Origin of the sequence: Psychroserpens sp., assembly GCF_045105015.1 — a bacterium.
GTDB lineage: Bacteria > Bacteroidota > Bacteroidia > Flavobacteriales > Flavobacteriaceae > Psychroserpens.
This window is the reverse complement of record NZ_JBGCCX010000114.1, coordinates 1-16,400: the sequence shown is the minus strand read 5'-3', so window position 1 is coordinate 16,400 and position 16,400 is coordinate 1. Positions and strand designations below refer to the sequence as shown.

The following is a 16,400-nucleotide window of genomic DNA, read 5'->3' as shown; positions in this document are numbered from 1 at the left end:
GATCCATCATTTTAGTGATTTTTACTGGTGTATTCTTTTTTAAGTAGTCTTTAAAGAAATCATCATGAGAAATGTTTTCAATAGTTTTTATATCCTGTAGAGGTGTATTTAAAATACCTTGTACTCTTTCTATAATTGCTTTTTCCATGACTGGTAGGTTTTACAAAAACGAATATAGTATATTTGTTTATACAATTTTATGACATTTTTCATATTTTAGATAATAGTATTTTTTTTTTAGATAAAATGAACTTAAACATACATGAAAGCTGGAAAAAGGTACTACTTGACGAATTCAATTCTTCATATTTTGAAACTTTAACTGCATATGTAAAAGCTGAATACGAAAAAAACATATGTTATCCTCCTTTAGACAAAATATTTAATGCATTTAATTTCTGTCATTTTGATGATTTGAAAGTTGTAATCATTGGTCAGGATCCGTATCATGGAATTAATCAAGCTAATGGCTTGTCATTTTCTGTTAATGATGGTGTGACTCATCCGCCTTCATTAATTAATATTTTTAAAGAGCTTGAAAATGATTTAAAAACTACGTATCCTCAAACTGGAAATTTAGAAGAATGGGCCAAGCAAGGAGTATTATTGTTAAATGCGACACTCACAGTTAAAGCTAATCAAGCAGGTAGCCATCAAAAAAAAGGTTGGGAGCAATTTACAAATGCTGTTATTAAGACTATAAGTGATAAAAAAAGCAATGTTGTTTTCTTGTTATGGGGTGGATTTGCAAAACAAAAATCTAAACTTATCAATGTTCATAAGCATTATGTTTTAACCTCAGGTCATCCGTCTCCATTAAGTGCAAATAGAGGTTATTGGTTTGGGAATAAACATTTTAGTAAAACGAATCGTTTTTTAATAGAAAACAATCTTCAGCCTATTAACTGGTAGTGAATAATATTAAGTTAATTGGATAAAATAATTTAACTTCCAGTAGGAGCCAATTGAGTTCTTGTGGTCATTTTCTTTGTAGAAAGTGAAGCTTTAACCACTTTTGTAGCTTTTATAGTTGTAGTAGTTTCACTGCTAACTCGCTTTGTGGTTTTATTACAACTAAATATTAGTAGTATGAAATTTAAGGCAACTAAGAAAGATAGAGTTAGAGTAATTATCATAATCATATTCTTCAAGTTTGTTAGGTTAATAGCGTAATCTGGTCTTAACAAATGTAACTAAATTTTTGAAAAATAGAAACTTAAGAGTAAAAACATTAATCTTTTGTTAAAACCTGTTCTATTAAAATAAGTTTGTTATTAATAGATATAACAATGATGGAAGTAAAATTCCTACCCTTTTTTATTTTAAATCATGTATCAATTCGGTGTAGCTAATTGATTTAGGAATAATCTCTAATTCAAGTAGTTTGTCTTGAACTGTCATTATGGTAGTTTCATCAATAACATCTTGAGACCATTCTGTTAAAGACAACCATTCTTGTACGTCTTCTAATTTTTGGTCATAACGATTAGCAATTGTAGTGTCTATGCTTGGTATGGACTTAAATTCTTTAGTTGTTTTATTGATAATATTTAAAATGGTTTTCACATCATCTTCGTTTGTTTTTAAAAAGTCAGTATTAACAGCAATAACAAAACAAGGCCAAGGTGTTGGACAATCATTGATTCGTCTAAATACACCATCATCAACGATAGGTTTTGTGGTAAATTTTTCCCACATAAAATAATCTGCAGTACCATTAGTTAAACCCTCAACAGCTCCATCTAGATTTCTAATAACTTCAAAATCTAAATCCTTTTCTAAATTCCATTTATTATTTTCAGCATTTATATATGCCATTAAATGAGATCCAGAACCGTATCTGCTGATTGCAGCTTTAGTCCCTTTCAAATCTTCAATAGTTCTATATTCAGAATTGTGAGCAACATGAATTCCCCAAATTAAAGGTGATTGCACAAAGGTTTGTACTATTTTACTCGGATTACCATCTATGATGTCTTTAATTATTCCTTCAGTAAGAATAACAGCCATATCAATTTCTCCTTCTCTTAGGCCTTTATTCATAGCTCCAGTGCCACCAAAGTAATCTTTCCATCTCAGGTTGATTCCTTTCTCCTTATAAGCGCCATCTTTGAGCGTTAAATACCAAGCCAGATTAAAATGCTCTGGAACACCACCAATATTTATTTTTTTCATAGTATAATTCTAAACATGTAAGTTACATATTTAGATGTGTGATTAAATTAGATATTTACAATACGCTCTAAAGCATACAGGATTAAATTTTCTACAGTTTGTTTTGGGTTTTCACTGAAATCTCCATTTGGTCTGTTTGCAATAATTGCACTTAATGACAATGCTTCATGACCTAATAACTTAGACAAACCATAAATAACTGAAGTTTCCATCTCAAAGTTTGTAATTCTAAAATCTTTGTATGAAAAATTATCTAGCTTAGAATTTAATGTTGCATCTTGAAGTGGTAATCTTAAAACTCGTCCCTGTGGTCCGTAAAATCCGCCTGCCGTTCCTGTCATTCCTTTAAAAACAAGCTCACTGTCAAAACAATTCTCTAAAGTCTTACTATTATCAATTATAATTGGTCTTGCTTTGTTTTTGTCCCAATTGGTGTGATTTATAAATACATCTTCAATTTCTGGATTACAAATATTATCAATTTGATAGAAATGTAACATGCCATTTATATCTAATCCATGAGTACTAATTACAAATGAATCTACAGGGACATCTGTTTGAAGTGATCCTGAAGTTCCAATTCGTATAATGTTTAAACTCGTTAAGTTGGTTTTTGGTTTGCGTGTCTCTAAATTAATATTTACTAAAGCATCTAATTCATTAAGTACAATATCAATATTATCTGGTCCAATTCCTGTTGAAATTACGGAGATGCGTTTGCCTTTGTAATAACCAGTTTGAGTTTTAAATTCTCGTTTTTGAGTTGTAAACTCTATACTATCAAAATGCTTTGTGATTTTTTCAACACGATCTTGATCTCCTACAAAAATAATTGTGTCGGAAATGTGTTCTGGTTTAAGATTTAAGTGATAAACACTACCATCAGGATTTAGTATTAATTCAGAGTTTTTAATGGACATTGATAATAGTTTTTACAAGTTTATTTTCATCTTTATTGAATTGAAAATCTAATCGATTCAATCCACCATAAGTCATATTGTTATTAACTTCTAAAGCGACATTATGAATTTTTATAAGTGCTTCGTGACCTTGTCTATTAAGTTTCAGTTGGTCGTTGTTATGATCAAAAAATATAGACAATTTATTAATCATTCGTTCAAATTGTAAGTCACCATAACCATAAAACCCTTGATAGTTTAAAATATAACCAAGCAAATGATGTTTTGATTTTATGTTATTATCTCTTACGATTTCTAAAATGTTTTTTTCAAGAATATTCAATCCACTTTTAGAATCAGGAAAGCGTCTTAAATGAGCTTTCAAACAATTACTAAGGTATTTAAAAGACGATTCTTTAGTTATGTAATGCTTCAAAAGATTATGGTCTTTTCCACAATAGGTTCGCCATAAGGTTATGGCTAAATCTTTATCGATTTCTGTTAATTTAACTCGTTCATCATAATGCTTTAATAACTGAATTGGTGTTAGTTCAAACAAAGCTTTCATGTTTTTTTCACCTTCAATTCGACCACTACAAACTAAATAGAGTGGAAGATGAATTGCTTTTTGATGTAATAAAGTGATTACGCCTAAAAGATTAATGTGGCAAAATAAATCGTATTCAAACCACAGCACGATTTCTTTATAATCATCTATAGTATTTAATTTATTTAGTTCTCTTTTGAGTTCTTCAACATTTACTTCAATATTATAAAACTCATTTAAAAACTGTTGTCGTAATTCAATGAAAGCTTCAGAATCGATGTGTGATAACGTTGGACCTTCACATAGCATTTCCTGCCAAGTTAAAATGTCACCTTTAATTTCTAATTCATCTAAAACCTCAGTTAGTGAGTTTCCATTAGTAATATGAAGTGTTTTATTCATAATCAGCCTCCAACACGTTTTACTGCAAAACCTTTGTCTTTTAAAATCTGCATAATTTTATCTCTGTAATCACCTTGAATTATGATTTTATCATCTTTAAAACTACCTCCAACACTTAGTTTTTGTTTTAGTTCTTTAGCAAGTAATTTAAAATCTTTATCAGCTCCTGTATACCCTTCAAGTATTGTTATTGGTTTTCCTTTGCGCTTTTCATATTTACAAATAATTGGTTCCTGTTGAAGCCAAATACCTGTATCATCAGGAGTATTTTCTTCGGAAACATTTTCAGTAGTATGATCTGGAAATAAATTTTTTAATTGATCTTGTAAATCCATAGCTTAATGGTACATGTCATGAAGAGCGTAATTATGATAACACTCAAAAAACATCTTATTATTTTTTTAATCCAAGTTCAATCAAACGTTCATTTAAAAATTCACCAGCAGTAATATCGTCAAACTGTTTAGGATTATCTTCATCGATGCAACTTTCTAGGACATCTAGTTTCATTTCACTAATTGGATGCATAAAAAACGGGATAGAATATCTTGAAGTTCCCCAAAGTTCTCTTGGTGGATTTACAACACGATGTATGGTAGATTTTAATTTATTGTTAGAATGTCTTGATAACATATCACCAACATTTATCATTAATTCATCTGGTTCTGCAATTGCGTCAATCCAATCACCTTTATGATTTTGAACTTGTAATCCTCGACCTTGAGCTCCCATTAGTAGAGTGATTAAATTGATATCACCATGTGCTGCAGCTCGGACTGCATTTTCAGGTTCAGATGTAATAGGTGGATAATGTATTGGTCTTAATATAGAATTTCCGTTGTGTATAAAATTATCAAAATACGTTTCTTCTAAATCTAGATGTAAAGCTAAGGCTCTAAGTACATACTTAGCTGTTTTTTCAAGCATGCTATAGGTTTCCTTTCCTACCTTATTAAATTCAGGTAATTCATCAACTGATACATTTTCAGGATATTCTTTTGCACGTTCTGGATCATCATCAACATATTGTCCAAAATGCCAAAATTCTTTCAAATCGCCTTCTTTTTTTCCTTTAGCACTTTCTTTTCCGAAAGAAATATAGCCACGTTGTCCAGCAATACCTTCAATTTCATATTTACGTTTGGCTTCAATAGGCAAACTGAAAAAGTTCTTAACTTCACTGTATAACTTATCCACTAAAGTATCATCTAAAAAATGTCCTTTTAATGCAACAAATCCAATGTCTTCATAGGCTTTTCCTATTTCATCAATAAACTTTTGTTTTCTAATTGGGTCTCCTGAAATAAAATCTTCAAGGTTAACGCTAGGTATTCTATCCATCTTCAATAATATTATGTTATAACTGCAATACTACAAAAATAACGAAAACATCGGTAAATTCATATAGCATTTGTAAGCTTAAAAAAAAATGAGTTTGAAGTCTTTTCAATCAATTTTTAGTTACTTTTGATTTATAAATGTAATACAATTACTATGCTCACTTCCATTAGAAGTACAATAACTTTTGATAAAAAGAATTTGGACGATAAAACGCTTTTAAAGCTTTATAAACATATGCTTAAGCCTAGACTCATAGAAGAGAAAATGCTTATTCTTTTACGTCAGGGAAAAATATCAAAATGGTTTTCTGGCATTGGGCAAGAAGCCATTTCTGTAGGTGTTACAATGGCACTCAATACAGATGAGTACATATTACCTATGCATCGAAATCTTGGAGTATTTACCACTAGAGAGATTCCTTTACACAGATTATTTAGTCAATGGCAAGGAAAGGCCAATGGGTTTACTAAAGGCAGAGATCGTTCATTTCATTTTGGGACTCAAGATTTCAATATTGTTGGGATGATTTCTCATCTTGGTCCACAGCTTGGAGTAGCTGATGGTATTGCATTGGCAAGTTTACTAAAAAACAAAAAACAAGTTACAGCTGTTTTTACAGGAGAAGGTGGTACAAGTGAAGGTGATTTTCACGAAGCACTAAATGTAGCATCTGTATGGCAATTACCTGTATTATTCTGTGTTGAGAATAACGGTTATGGGTTGTCAACTCCTACCAGTGAGCAGTATCGTTGTAAAGATATTGCCGACAGAGGAAAAGGATATGGAATGGAATCATTTGTGCTTGACGGAAACAATGTTGTTGAAGTTTACACTAAAATAAAAAAACTAGCCCAAAGTATTCGTAAGCGTCCAAGACCAATTTTAGTCGAGTTTAAAACGTTTAGAATGCGAGGGCATGAAGAGGCTAGTGGTACAAAGTATGTCCCTAAAGAATTAATGCAAGCATGGGCCAAAAAAGATCCTGTTGAAAATTTTCAAGCGTATCTAAAGGATGAAAAGATTTTAAACGAAAAACAAGAGGTTGCAATTAAAGAAGGAATAGTTCACGAAATCAATGAAAATTTAAAAATTGCGTTTGATGAAGCTCCAATTGAGGCAAATTTAACTACAGAGTTAAATGATGTATTCAAACCTTTTGAATATAAGGAGGTTAAGCCAAAAACGAAAACAGAAGAATTACGTTTAATTGATGCAATTTCCCTTGGACTTAAGCAATCTATGGAACAACATAAGGATCTAGTAATCATGGGTCAAGATATTGCTGAATATGGAGGTGTTTTTAAAATTACTGATGGTTTTGTAAAAGCTTTTGGTAAAGAACGTGTTCGTAATACTCCTATATGTGAGTCTGCAATAGTTGAAGCCGGAATGGGACTATCTATTGCTGGGATGAAAGCTGTTGTTGAAATGCAGTTTGCAGATTTTGTTACTTCTGGTTTTAATCCTGTGGTAAATTATTTAGCAAAATCTCACTACAGATGGAATCAACATGCTGATGTTGTATTAAGAATGCCATGTGGTGGTGGCGTTGCAGCTGGACCATTTCATTCTCAAACTAATGAAGCTTGGTTTACTAAAACTCCTGGATTAAAAGTTGTATATCCTGCTTTCCCATATGATGCGAAAGGCCTGCTTGCGACTGCAATTAATGATCCTAATCCAGTATTGTTTTTTGAACATAAAGCATTGTATAGAAGTATTAGACAAGATGTACCTACAGATTATTTCACATTACCTTTTGGACAAGCTTCAGTATTGAAAGAAGGAAAAGATGTCACTATTATAAGCTATGGAGCAGGAGTCCATTGGGCTTTAAGTACTTTAGAAAATAATATTGATATTAATGCAGATCTTATTGACCTTAGAACCTTACAACCGCTAGATACTGAAACTATTTATAATTCTGTTCGTAAGACAGGAAGAGCAATCATACTTCAAGAAGATTCTATGTTTGGTGGAATTGCAAGTGATGTTTCTGCTTTAATTATGGAGCATTGTTTTGAATATTTAGATGCTCCAGTTAAACGGGTTGCAAGTCTAGAAACTCCAATTCCTTTTATCAATCAGTTAGAGGATCAATATATGGCCAAAGGCCGATTTGAAACTGCTTTAAAAGATTTATTAGCTTATTAATTTTTGAGTCATGAATAATAAAAACACCAAGAAAGCACTTAAATCTGCAATATTCTGTATCGTCTTAATCGTGCTTTTTATTATTCTCAAATCATTAGCAAACTCTGAGTTAATTGGAATTTCTACTTATTCAATTACAAGTGGAATCCTTATACTGTTAGTCTTTTTCATGACTATTGTCGGATTTGTTTTTGCATTAAAAACAAAAGATGAACCTAAGACAAAACAAAAGATTATTGCTTTGATACTTAATTCTATATTAATGGCATTACTAGTAGTTTCTGTTATTAATATTATTATTGAACTTCTAAATTATTCAAAATAAAATTATTTTATTTCTGCCTCCGAAAGCTTAAATGGATAAGCTCTTCGTACTTGATCTAACTCGCTTTTTGTTAATTCTTTAACCGACTTTTTAAATACAACTTTTGCATAATTTGATCTGAGTTCATAATACGCTTTTGTTAGTTCATCTTGAATTTTAATATAAAATCCGTAAGAAGTTCCTATATCATTTTTTAAAGAAATCACTGCTGCTTTCGGATTATCAGATGAAGATTTTAATGTTTCACCATTACAATAATCACAAGATTTATCACCATTATTATCTAAAAAATCTTTAGCTATTCCTTTTAATTCGTCAATAGTTACAACGTCATGTTCTACAAATAATTCATTTTTAGAATTGACTCTAACTTCTAACATGTTACGTTTGTTAATCTGCGTATCGCAAATATCTCCTGGGATACAAGGTGCAGGTAATTGTCTGTTAATCCCTTTATCTTTAGGAATAACTGCAGTGACTAAAAAAAAGATAAGCAATAAAAATGCAATATCTGCCATTGATCCAGCATTAACTTGAGGTGTAGAGTGTCTTAAATTTCTCATGATTTTTAATGTTATGATTTATAAAAGACGCTCAATAATGATACCACATTCAAAATAAAAAAGGCATTTAAGAATATAACTCTTAAATGCCTTATAATTTAAAACTAACTCAAATATGTTTCTATTTTACGGTATTTAAATCGTCGTTAACCGTATGCGACGTATTGATTATTCTTGTTAAAGCTTTCATGGTAGATTGATTTTTTGATTGATGAATTGTTATAGTTAATTATCTATAACGTCTTTTTTGATTCCAAGTAAATGTTTTTGTTTCTGTTCTAGTACTTGTTAATTGATTGTTGTTTAAAGTTCTCATGATTATTTGTTTTTTTTTAATTGATGATTATACTAGATAGACGACATTATTTTAAAATTGTTACAGTACTATGCATAACAAAGTAATTATTTAACATATTTTAACAAATTAAAGATGTTATCATCGAGCATAAGGCTGTCTTTTTCAAAAGAATTATATTTTTTTCATTTGTTTTTAACAATGTGCCTTGATAACCTTATAAAACCTTAATTTTGTGAGAATTTTTTTTTCAGAAGCTATTAATTATATGTCCTCAACCTTAGAAATAGAAAACCAAAAAATTGCAAAAAAGAGCCTGTATGACTATCAAATCGCAGATCTTAATCGCATTTTTGATGTCTTAGAAAACGCTCCAGATAACTATAATCTATTATACCAACTTCCAACAGGTGGTGGTAAAACTGTTATTTTCTCTGAAATTGTAAGACGTTATATTAATAAACACAAAAAGAAAGTTGTAATTCTTACACATCGTATTGAATTGTGTAAACAGACTTCTAAAGTCTTACATGGGTTTGATGTAAATAATAAAATCATCAATAGTAAAGTTAAAGAACTACCAGATCAAGACCAGTATGAATGTTTTGTTGCCATGGTAGAAACCTTAAATAACCGTTTAAATGACGAAAAACTTAAGTTAGAGGATATTGGTCTTGTCATTATTGATGAAGCACATTATAATTCCTTCAGAAAGTTATTTAAGTTTTTTGATAAGTGCTTTATACTTGGAGTTACTGCAACACCTTTGAGTAGTAACATCAAACTGCCAATGAAGGATAATTACAAAGAACTTATTGTTGGTGATGATATTTCTACATTAATCAAAAACGGATTTCTTGCAACTGCAGATGTTTATAATTATGATGTATCGCTTAACAGTTTAAAGATTGGTATAAATGGTGATTATACAGTAAAATCTTCTGAAGCGCTTTACACAAATGCAACTATGCAAGGCAAATTACTATTTGCTTATGAAGAGTTATCAAAACGAAAAAAGACACTTATTTTTAATAATGGTATTAACACTTCAAAAGAAGTCTATTATACTTTTAAACGCGCTGGTTATAACATCAGACATCTAGATAATACGTCATCAAAACAAGATCGTAAAGACATTTTAAATTGGTTTAAAAATACACCTGATGGTATTTTAACCTCTGTGAGTATTTTAACTACGGGATTTGATGAACCTTCTGTTGATTCAATTATCCTAAATCGAGCTACTCGATCTTTAACATTATACTTCCAGATGATTGGTAGAGGCTCACGAATACATGAGAACAAAAATACTTTTAAAGTTATTGATCTAGGAAATAACGTCATACGTTTTGGGCCATGGAGTCAACCAGTAGATTGGCAACACATTTTCAAGAATCCTGATTACTATTTAGAAAATCTAAGAAATGATGAAGATATTGAACGTGATTTTATTTATGAAATGCCAGATTCACTCAGAAAGCGATTTAAGAAAAATCCAAATGATGATTTTGACATCAAGGAAGAATATAAGAAAGTAACACGACAAGGTCAAAAATCAATGAAAGCTATTGAAAATTCAATAGCACAACATTCTGAATTAGTCATTGCTAACAGCGAAGATGTTTTTGAAGCACGAGAGCTTGCAAAGCTTCTACATGACGACATATGCTATCGAATTAAGCAATATTGTTATTGTATTATGAATAGTACTAAAAATTATAAAGACTGGTTATTAGAAGAATACACACGTAAACTTCGACTTAGTTTTAACGGTAAGTTTTAAAAATAAGCTACGACTTAACAAAACAATAACACCCAAATAAAGTGTTAATATTGAAATTTTTCAAACTGAAAGTTGTTATTTTGAAATAAAGGAACAGTTTTTGATTTTTGAATTGCTATCAATCTATAGTGTACATGAAGCTTAAAATTCTATTCATATTTTTTTTATGTGTGACAACTCTCGTTAGTGGACAATCTAATCCTCCAGATAACGAGAATAAGTCTATTAAAATTCCCGCTAAAGAAACCAAAGAAAAAGATACTACACCAACAGAATTTAAAATAAAGCCAAATTCTAAACTAGGAATTACAAAAACTGATAAAAACATCAATGGTATTCCAGTAAAAGTTAGAGAACTCAAACCTGAAAAAAAAGAATTTTCAATGTTTGACGATAACAAATTAAGAAATCCAGGAGAAATTTTTGAAAAACGTTACAACGCAAAGCTAGAGGAGCAAGGCTTAAGAATAAAAACCATGTCTGATTTGTTTTTAGGTGATGTTAGAGTAAACGCAGAATTTGCTAACATAAGGTGTAGAGATCATGAATATCCTGATGGAGATGTCGTTCAAGTCGTTGTTAATGATGAAATATTTATTCCTAGTTTGTTGCTCACAGGAAATTATAAATCTTTTGATATCCCCTTAAAAGAAGGTATTAATACCGTTGTTTTCATAGCCTTAAATCAAGGTGATTCTGGTCCCAATACTGCTGAATTCTTAGTATATGATGATAACAAAGTATTAGTGTCATCGAAGCAATGGAATCTACTCACAGGTGTAAAAGCTAAAATACTGATTATAAAAAGTAACGACTTTCCTAAGACAAAACAACAAGTGCAAGAGGAAACTCAAAACGAAGGCAATTAAAGGTTTTCTAAATCTCTTGCTAAGCTATTAAATAATTTAGCCTTTGTTTTTAAATATTTGTTTTGAAGTGAAATGGCTTTTAATTGAGAGTCAATTAAACTTTTTTCTCGAGAATTAATCAAGAAAATTGAACTTTCACCAAAGCTAAATTTACGTTCTTCTGCATTTAACATAGTTGTGTAATCTGTAACAATTTCCTCTATTAGTTGATTTTGGGTTTCAAAAGATTCTAATTCTCTGTAAGTTGCAAGGACCTTATTTTGAATATTAATACGCTCATTATCAATATCAAACTTTAAATCTTGAAGTTTAAATTTCGCGAGCTTTAAATCACCACGTTCTTTTCTTAAGAATAGTGGAAACGCGATATTAAATCCGCCTTTGTATGTATTGCTATTAAAAGATCTTGCAATATCTGGATCTTGGGTTAGAAAATTATATTGAATATCTACAATAGGCAACAATTTGTTAGCCTTTAATCGTTTATCAACCTCTAAACCTTCGTACTTCATAGATAAAGACTTTAGCTTCGGATGGTTTTCCAAAACAAAATCTGTTAGTGGTAAACCAGAAATTTCTAGCACATCATCAATTGTAGCTTCTATACCTAAATCTGGAATGACATTTTCTTGAACTTCGACAGGAATATTGTCATTCAACCATAAAAAAGTAGATAGCTCTAATGCAGCTTTCATTAATTTTACTTTAGATTGCTCTAATCCTAAAGCTCTATTTTTAACAGTAATATTGGCTTCAGTGACATCAATTTCTGCTTTATCACCAGCTTCAGCACTACGTGATACACCATTGGCACGAATTGTTGCATTACTTAAAAATCGCTCATAAGTTTTAACTTCAGTGTAAGCTTGCAGCCAATTAAAATAGGCGATTGAAGCATCGTATAAAATTTGATTTACTAATATCTCTCGATCCGCAAGTGTTTGCTCTCTAAAATACTTAGCTTTTTTTACATCAGCCATTCTTTTATTTATGAATAAACCTTGTCCTAAAGAAGCGGAAATTCCAGCACTATATAAGCCATCATCAGGAACGAAAGCTTCAGGATTTAAAAAGCTTCCTTCATTTTGCTCAAAATTACCTTTAAGTTCAATACCATACCAAGTTGGTATCTTAAATGTCGCGTTAAGTTGATCGAAGTATTCTGTGTTTTTAAACTTTTTACGGTTATGATCGACTTCAACTTTAGGGTCAAATCCACCACGAGCTTTCATCAAGTTTGCTTGACCAATCTGAATGGTTAACTCTGCTTGTTTAGCTATGGGATGAAACTTTTTAACATAACCTAAATACTCACTAAAACTTAGTAAAAGCGTGTCTTGAACTTGAGTTTGCTCTTGAGAAAATGTAAGTGTCGTTATACATAAGAATGCGATATTAAGATATCTATTCATGATTGCTTATTTTTTGTTGGATTTACCTTTAGAACTCCCTTCAGGTTGATAATAGTTAGGAGGGAATCCATTTAGTTTTCGCCACAATTCAAACCATATAGGAACGTCTTCTAATAGTGCAATTGTCATAGCTCCAGAGCCAACTCGAATAGCTTCTGGCCATTCATGATCTTCTTCATTTGGTGCTAAAAGCACTCTAAATTTACCATTGGCACTAATGAAATTTTCAATTGCAACTACTTTTGCACCATAAGTTCCGTAAGAGATATTAGGCCATCCACTAAAGACTATTGCTGGCCATCCATCAAATTGAACTCGTACATCTTCATTAATGTGAACTAAAGGTAAATCAATAGGGTCTACAAACATTTCTACAGCTAAGTCGTAATTTGCAGGCATAATACCAACAAGCTGTTCACCTTCTTTAAACGTTTCTCCTATACCTCCTTTAATTGCTTTATTTATAAAACCATCTTGTGGTGCTTTTATGTAATAGAGATCGTTACGAATTTCGTAATTGGTAAAATCACTTTCTAATTTTGTTACCTGAGCTTCAGCATCAAATCCTTTAGATTGCGCAGTAAACTTATCACTTTGTGCCTTAGATATTTTATCACTATACTCAGCTTTCACACGATTAATTTCAATTTTTGCATTAATCACATCGTTTTTCGAGGCTAAGTATTTATTTTGTTGTGAGACTAATTTAGCTTGTTTCTCTTGAAATTTAGAACGTTTTTCTTCCAATTCAGTTAGAGATTTTAAACCTTCGTCATATAAGTTTTGAATGGCTCCAATCTGTCTTTCTGCTATATTTAAATCAATTTTTACAGCTTCTAAGTCAATACTATCACTTTGTACTTTATAACCTGCTTGTAATAATTTGTTTTCAGCTTGTTCCAACTTTAATTTACGCTCTCTAGTTAAAGCGCCTATTTGGTTATTTAGTGCATTAACTTTAAAACCATAAGAATTAACAGATGCTTCTTTGGCTTTGATTTGTTGTCCTGTTCTGTTTACTAAATTAGGATCAAAATATTCGTTTTTAATTTCTGAAATAAATAAAATAGTATCACCTTTCTTAACGTGATCACCTTCTTTTACATACCATTTTTCAATTCGACCAGGAATAGGAGATTGAATGGTTTGTGGGCGTTGATCTGGCGTTAATGTGGTAACATTACCACGACTATTTATGTTTTGAGTCCATGGCAAAAACATGATAATAATTCCTGTTATAGCAAATGCTAACAAAAAACGATTAAAATGTTTAAAATGTCTTTTATGAAATACTTTTTGAACCGACTTAAATGATGATAAGTCTACCGTTTTATTTAGTTTATTATGTGAAATATTAAGCATCTTTTATTTGTTTAATATTAATTTACCGTCTTCAAGATTTATTACCCTTGTACAGCTAAGTTTCCAATCCATATTATAACTTACTACAACCAGAGACCAAGGATTATTTTTATCAGTTAAAAAATCCATGATGAGTTTCGTTTCATGACTATCAAATTGATCTAGTGGATCTTTTAGTAATAACAGTTTAGGCTTTTTCAAAATACTTCTTGCCAATACTATTTTTTTAGATACTGTAGTTGACAATCGCTGCCCTTCAGGATATAAAATCGTACGTAAACCATTAGGTTGAGATTTCACAAAATCGGTTAATAAGGTCTTTTTCAATACTTTACTAATCTCATCATCAGTAATTGACGTGTCTCCAAAAGTTAAGTTATCTTTTATCGAGCCTTCAAAAGGAGACTCCTCAGGAAGAGATTGACCTACAAGAGCTCTATAATCGTTAAGTTTTATGCCGCTAAGCGAAATATCATTAATAAAAACTCCACCTTTAGAAGGTGCGTTAATACCTGCAATAAGCTTTAGTAAAGTTGATTTACCAGACCCATGTGATCCATGTATCAATATTCGGTCTTTGGGCTCAATAGTTAATGAAACATCTTCCAATATTGGATTATTTCTTTCAGGAACAATATAACTTACCCTTTCAAGTTCAACTTTAATTGATCTTTCATCAGAGCATACAGCATCACCTTCTTGTGATTCTATTTCTTTATCGACAACTTGTCCTAATTTTTCAATAGAGGTTAATACATCATATATAGATTCTAGTCCAAGAATAAGTTTTTCAACAGAACTTATTACCAAAAGGATAATGATTTCAGCAGCAACAAATTGTCCAATATTCATTTGTTGGTTCAGTACTAAGAATCCACCTATGACTAATAATCCTGCAGTAACTAAAATTTTAAAACCTATAAGTTTTATGAATTGTTGGATCAATACTTTAAAGTGACTTTCTCTAGCATCTAAGTATTCAGACACTAAATTATCATTTTTTGTAAGTGCTAAACTTGTCTTACCAGAAAGCTTAAAACTAATTATAGATCGTGCTACTTCTTGAAGCCAATGTGCCACTTTATATTTTTGTTTTGATTCATCAAGACTTGTATCTAAGCCACGTTGTGCTGAAAATTTAAAAACAACGTATATCAATAGGATTAATAAAATTCCATAAATAATAAAAAATGGATGATAAAATGAAAGTAACATTAAACCAAAAATAATTTGCAATAAGGCTGCTGGAAAATCAACAAGTATCTTAGACAACCCTTTTTGTACAGTTAATGTATCAAAAAAACGATTTGCTAATTCTGGCGGATAATAATAACGTAATTCACTCATTTTTATCTTTGGAAAACGATACGCAAATTCAAAAGACGATCTGGTAAATATTTTCTGCTGTACATTCTCTATAATTCGCATTTGCATTAATTGAAGAAGTCCAACAAAAGCAACTCCAAGGGTTACCAATACAACTAAAACAATCCAAGAACTACTTATTTGAGCACCTTGAATTAAATTGATGATTGCTTGAATTCCTAATGGAAGCGAAAGGTTAACAACTCCTGCAAAAATTGCATAGTAAAACACTTGCTTAATGTCTTTTCGATCTAACTTTAATAAACCTATTAAGCGTTGCCAAGATGTTAATATATTTTTATTCATTTTTTAGTGTTTAAAGCATTAAAAACTAAATGTTGGAAATAATCTGAAGGACGAACATTTTGATCACAATCTGTAAGTGATTTAAAGTGTTCCTTTAAAAAGTGCTGATGTAAAGCGCCTTCTAGAACAGTACTAGCCAGACTATGTGGGAATTTATAATTAGGATTTACTTCGATTATCATGTCATGTAATCGTATTACTAATCGTTTATAAATAGAGAAGTATCCATCTTTATTTTCTTCATCAACTTCTTTTGTTAAATATGATTTAGAATATTCATTAATAACAACACGACTTAAAGTGACTTCGTCAATATGGGCAAATGTTGAATCAGATTCAATTATCCTAGTGAGTATGTTAATAGCTTTCTCTAATTTCTCTTCGGCATTGGTCATATTGGTTGTAGAAAACACTAATTGATACTCAAGCCAAGCCCAATACCATGATGTCAAATAGAGGAGGAGTTTGTGTTTACTATCAAAGTATCGGTAAATAGAACTTTCATTAGAACCGATAATTACACCGAGCTTTTTAAATGTAAAACTATCAAAGCCAATATCATCTATTAGTAAAATACTATGCTCAATGATTCGCTTACCAAG

At 30.8% G+C, this 16,400-nt stretch carries 16 protein-coding genes; 5 read left to right on the top strand and 11 right to left on the bottom strand.

Annotation, left to right across the window (positions count from 1 at the left end; genetic code table 11):
• The first annotated feature begins 246 nt into the window (after nucleotides 1-246).
• Nucleotides 247-912, top strand: coding sequence for a uracil-DNA glycosylase (locus AB8B90_RS08535; protein WP_405335652.1), 666 nt, complete (start codon nucleotides 247-249; stop codon nucleotides 910-912).
• A gap of 32 nt (nucleotides 913-944) precedes the next feature.
• Here the strand turns inward: AB8B90_RS08535 and AB8B90_RS08530 are convergent, their stop codons facing one another.
• The 6 genes from AB8B90_RS08530 to AB8B90_RS08505 form a co-directional block, all read right to left on the bottom strand.
• A complete protein-coding gene (locus AB8B90_RS08530) occupies nucleotides 945-1,136 on the bottom strand; it encodes a hypothetical protein (RefSeq protein ID WP_405335650.1) in 192 nt (63 codons plus the stop codon).
• Nucleotides 1,137-1,317: 181 nt separating this feature from the next.
• A complete protein-coding gene (locus AB8B90_RS08525; RefSeq protein WP_405335648.1) occupies nucleotides 1,318-2,175 on the bottom strand; it encodes a substrate-binding domain-containing protein in 858 nt (285 codons plus the stop codon).
• A gap of 47 nt (nucleotides 2,176-2,222) precedes the next feature.
• Nucleotides 2,223-3,095, bottom strand: a complete 873-nt coding sequence (locus AB8B90_RS08520) for a nucleoside phosphorylase (RefSeq protein WP_405335646.1) — start codon at nucleotides 3,093-3,095, stop codon at nucleotides 2,223-2,225.
• Nucleotides 3,085-4,023, bottom strand: coding sequence for a DUF1835 domain-containing protein (locus AB8B90_RS08515; protein ID WP_405335644.1), 939 nt, complete (start codon nucleotides 4,021-4,023; stop codon nucleotides 3,085-3,087). Before AB8B90_RS08515 ends, AB8B90_RS08520 begins: the two co-directional genes overlap by 11 nt.
• A 2-nt stretch (nucleotides 4,024-4,025) precedes the next feature.
• Nucleotides 4,026-4,358 carry a translation initiation factor gene (locus AB8B90_RS08510; RefSeq protein WP_405335642.1) on the bottom strand — a complete coding sequence of 111 codons (333 nt, stop codon included), beginning with the start codon at nucleotides 4,356-4,358 and terminating at the stop codon, nucleotides 4,026-4,028.
• Nucleotides 4,359-4,416: 58 nt separating this feature from the next.
• Complete coding sequence (locus AB8B90_RS08505; protein ID WP_405335640.1) at nucleotides 4,417-5,364, bottom strand: isopenicillin N synthase family dioxygenase; 948 nt, start codon at nucleotides 5,362-5,364, stop codon at nucleotides 4,417-4,419.
• 153 nt (nucleotides 5,365-5,517) lie between these two features.
• Between AB8B90_RS08505 and AB8B90_RS08500 the strand changes: the two genes are divergently transcribed.
• Entirely contained in the window at nucleotides 5,518-7,518 is a 2,001-nt protein-coding gene (locus AB8B90_RS08500; RefSeq protein WP_405335638.1) for a thiamine pyrophosphate-dependent enzyme, read from the top strand.
• A 10-nt stretch (nucleotides 7,519-7,528) separates the two neighbouring features.
• Nucleotides 7,529-7,843 carry a hypothetical protein gene (locus AB8B90_RS08495; RefSeq protein ID WP_405335637.1) on the top strand — a complete coding sequence of 105 codons (315 nt, stop codon included), beginning with the start codon at nucleotides 7,529-7,531 and terminating at the stop codon, nucleotides 7,841-7,843.
• A 2-nt stretch (nucleotides 7,844-7,845) separates the two neighbouring features.
• Here AB8B90_RS08495 and AB8B90_RS08490 read toward each other — a convergent pair whose 3' ends face one another.
• Nucleotides 7,846-8,406, bottom strand: coding sequence for an ExbD/TolR family protein (locus tag AB8B90_RS08490; protein WP_405335635.1), 561 nt, complete (start codon nucleotides 8,404-8,406; stop codon nucleotides 7,846-7,848).
• Nucleotides 8,407-8,969: 563 nt separating this feature from the next.
• On the opposite strand from AB8B90_RS08490, the gene AB8B90_RS08485 reads away from it, so the two are divergent.
• Both AB8B90_RS08485 and AB8B90_RS08480 read left to right on the top strand, forming a co-directional pair.
• Nucleotides 8,970-10,484, top strand: a complete 1,515-nt coding sequence (locus tag AB8B90_RS08485; protein WP_405335654.1) for a DEAD/DEAH box helicase — start codon at nucleotides 8,970-8,972, stop codon at nucleotides 10,482-10,484.
• A 134-nt stretch (nucleotides 10,485-10,618) separates the two neighbouring features.
• Nucleotides 10,619-11,353 (top strand): hypothetical protein, encoded by a 735-nt coding sequence (locus tag AB8B90_RS08480; RefSeq protein WP_405335633.1) that lies wholly within the window; start codon nucleotides 10,619-10,621, stop codon nucleotides 11,351-11,353.
• Here the strand turns inward: AB8B90_RS08480 and AB8B90_RS08475 are convergent.
• From AB8B90_RS08475 to AB8B90_RS08460, 4 genes are all read right to left on the bottom strand, one after another.
• A complete protein-coding gene (locus tag AB8B90_RS08475; RefSeq protein WP_405335631.1) occupies nucleotides 11,350-12,765 on the bottom strand; it encodes a TolC family protein in 1,416 nt (471 codons plus the stop codon). The genes AB8B90_RS08480 and AB8B90_RS08475 overlap by 4 nt on opposite strands.
• 6 nt (nucleotides 12,766-12,771) lie before the next feature.
• Nucleotides 12,772-14,127, bottom strand: a complete 1,356-nt coding sequence (locus AB8B90_RS08470; protein ID WP_405335630.1) for an HlyD family secretion protein — start codon at nucleotides 14,125-14,127, stop codon at nucleotides 12,772-12,774.
• 3 nt (nucleotides 14,128-14,130) lie between these two features.
• The gene (locus AB8B90_RS08465; RefSeq protein ID WP_405335629.1) at nucleotides 14,131-15,798 is read right to left on the bottom strand and encodes a peptidase domain-containing ABC transporter; all 1,668 of its coding nucleotides are present in this window, start codon (nucleotides 15,796-15,798) and stop codon (nucleotides 14,131-14,133) included.
• Nucleotides 15,795-16,400, bottom strand: a 606-nt coding sequence (locus tag AB8B90_RS08460; protein WP_405335627.1) for a TetR/AcrR family transcriptional regulator, incomplete at its 5' end; no start/stop codon positions are given. The genes AB8B90_RS08460 and AB8B90_RS08465, both read right to left, overlap by 4 nt.

What these genes read in the sequence shown, in the direction of transcription:
- AB8B90_RS08535 (WP_405335652.1), top strand. Translation starts at nt 247, where the DNA reads ATGAACTTAAACATACATGAAAGCTGGAAAAAGGTACTACTTGACGAA.
- AB8B90_RS08530 (WP_405335650.1), bottom strand. Translation starts at nt 1,136, where the DNA reads ATGATAATTACTCTAACTCTATCTTTCTTAGTTGCCTTAAATTTCATA.
- AB8B90_RS08525 (WP_405335648.1), bottom strand. Translation starts at nt 2,175, where the DNA reads ATGAAAAAAATAAATATTGGTGGTGTTCCAGAGCATTTTAATCTGGCT.
- AB8B90_RS08520 (WP_405335646.1), bottom strand. Translation starts at nt 3,095, where the DNA reads ATGTCCATTAAAAACTCTGAATTAATACTAAATCCTGATGGTAGTGTT.
- AB8B90_RS08515 (WP_405335644.1), bottom strand. Translation starts at nt 4,023, where the DNA reads ATGAATAAAACACTTCATATTACTAATGGAAACTCACTAACTGAGGTT.
- AB8B90_RS08510 (WP_405335642.1), bottom strand. Translation starts at nt 4,358, where the DNA reads ATGGATTTACAAGATCAATTAAAAAATTTATTTCCAGATCATACTACT.
- AB8B90_RS08505 (WP_405335640.1), bottom strand. Translation starts at nt 5,364, where the DNA reads ATGGATAGAATACCTAGCGTTAACCTTGAAGATTTTATTTCAGGAGAC.
- AB8B90_RS08500 (WP_405335638.1), top strand. Translation starts at nt 5,518, where the DNA reads ATGCTCACTTCCATTAGAAGTACAATAACTTTTGATAAAAAGAATTTG.
- AB8B90_RS08495 (WP_405335637.1), top strand. Translation starts at nt 7,529, where the DNA reads ATGAATAATAAAAACACCAAGAAAGCACTTAAATCTGCAATATTCTGT.
- AB8B90_RS08490 (WP_405335635.1), bottom strand. Translation starts at nt 8,406, where the DNA reads ATGAGAAATTTAAGACACTCTACACCTCAAGTTAATGCTGGATCAATG.
- AB8B90_RS08485 (WP_405335654.1), top strand. Translation starts at nt 8,970, where the DNA reads ATGTCCTCAACCTTAGAAATAGAAAACCAAAAAATTGCAAAAAAGAGC.
- AB8B90_RS08480 (WP_405335633.1), top strand. Translation starts at nt 10,619, where the DNA reads ATGAAGCTTAAAATTCTATTCATATTTTTTTTATGTGTGACAACTCTC.
- AB8B90_RS08475 (WP_405335631.1), bottom strand. Translation starts at nt 12,765, where the DNA reads ATGAATAGATATCTTAATATCGCATTCTTATGTATAACGACACTTACA.
- AB8B90_RS08470 (WP_405335630.1), bottom strand. Translation starts at nt 14,127, where the DNA reads ATGCTTAATATTTCACATAATAAACTAAATAAAACGGTAGACTTATCA.
- AB8B90_RS08465 (WP_405335629.1), bottom strand. Translation starts at nt 15,798, where the DNA reads ATGAATAAAAATATATTAACATCTTGGCAACGCTTAATAGGTTTATTA.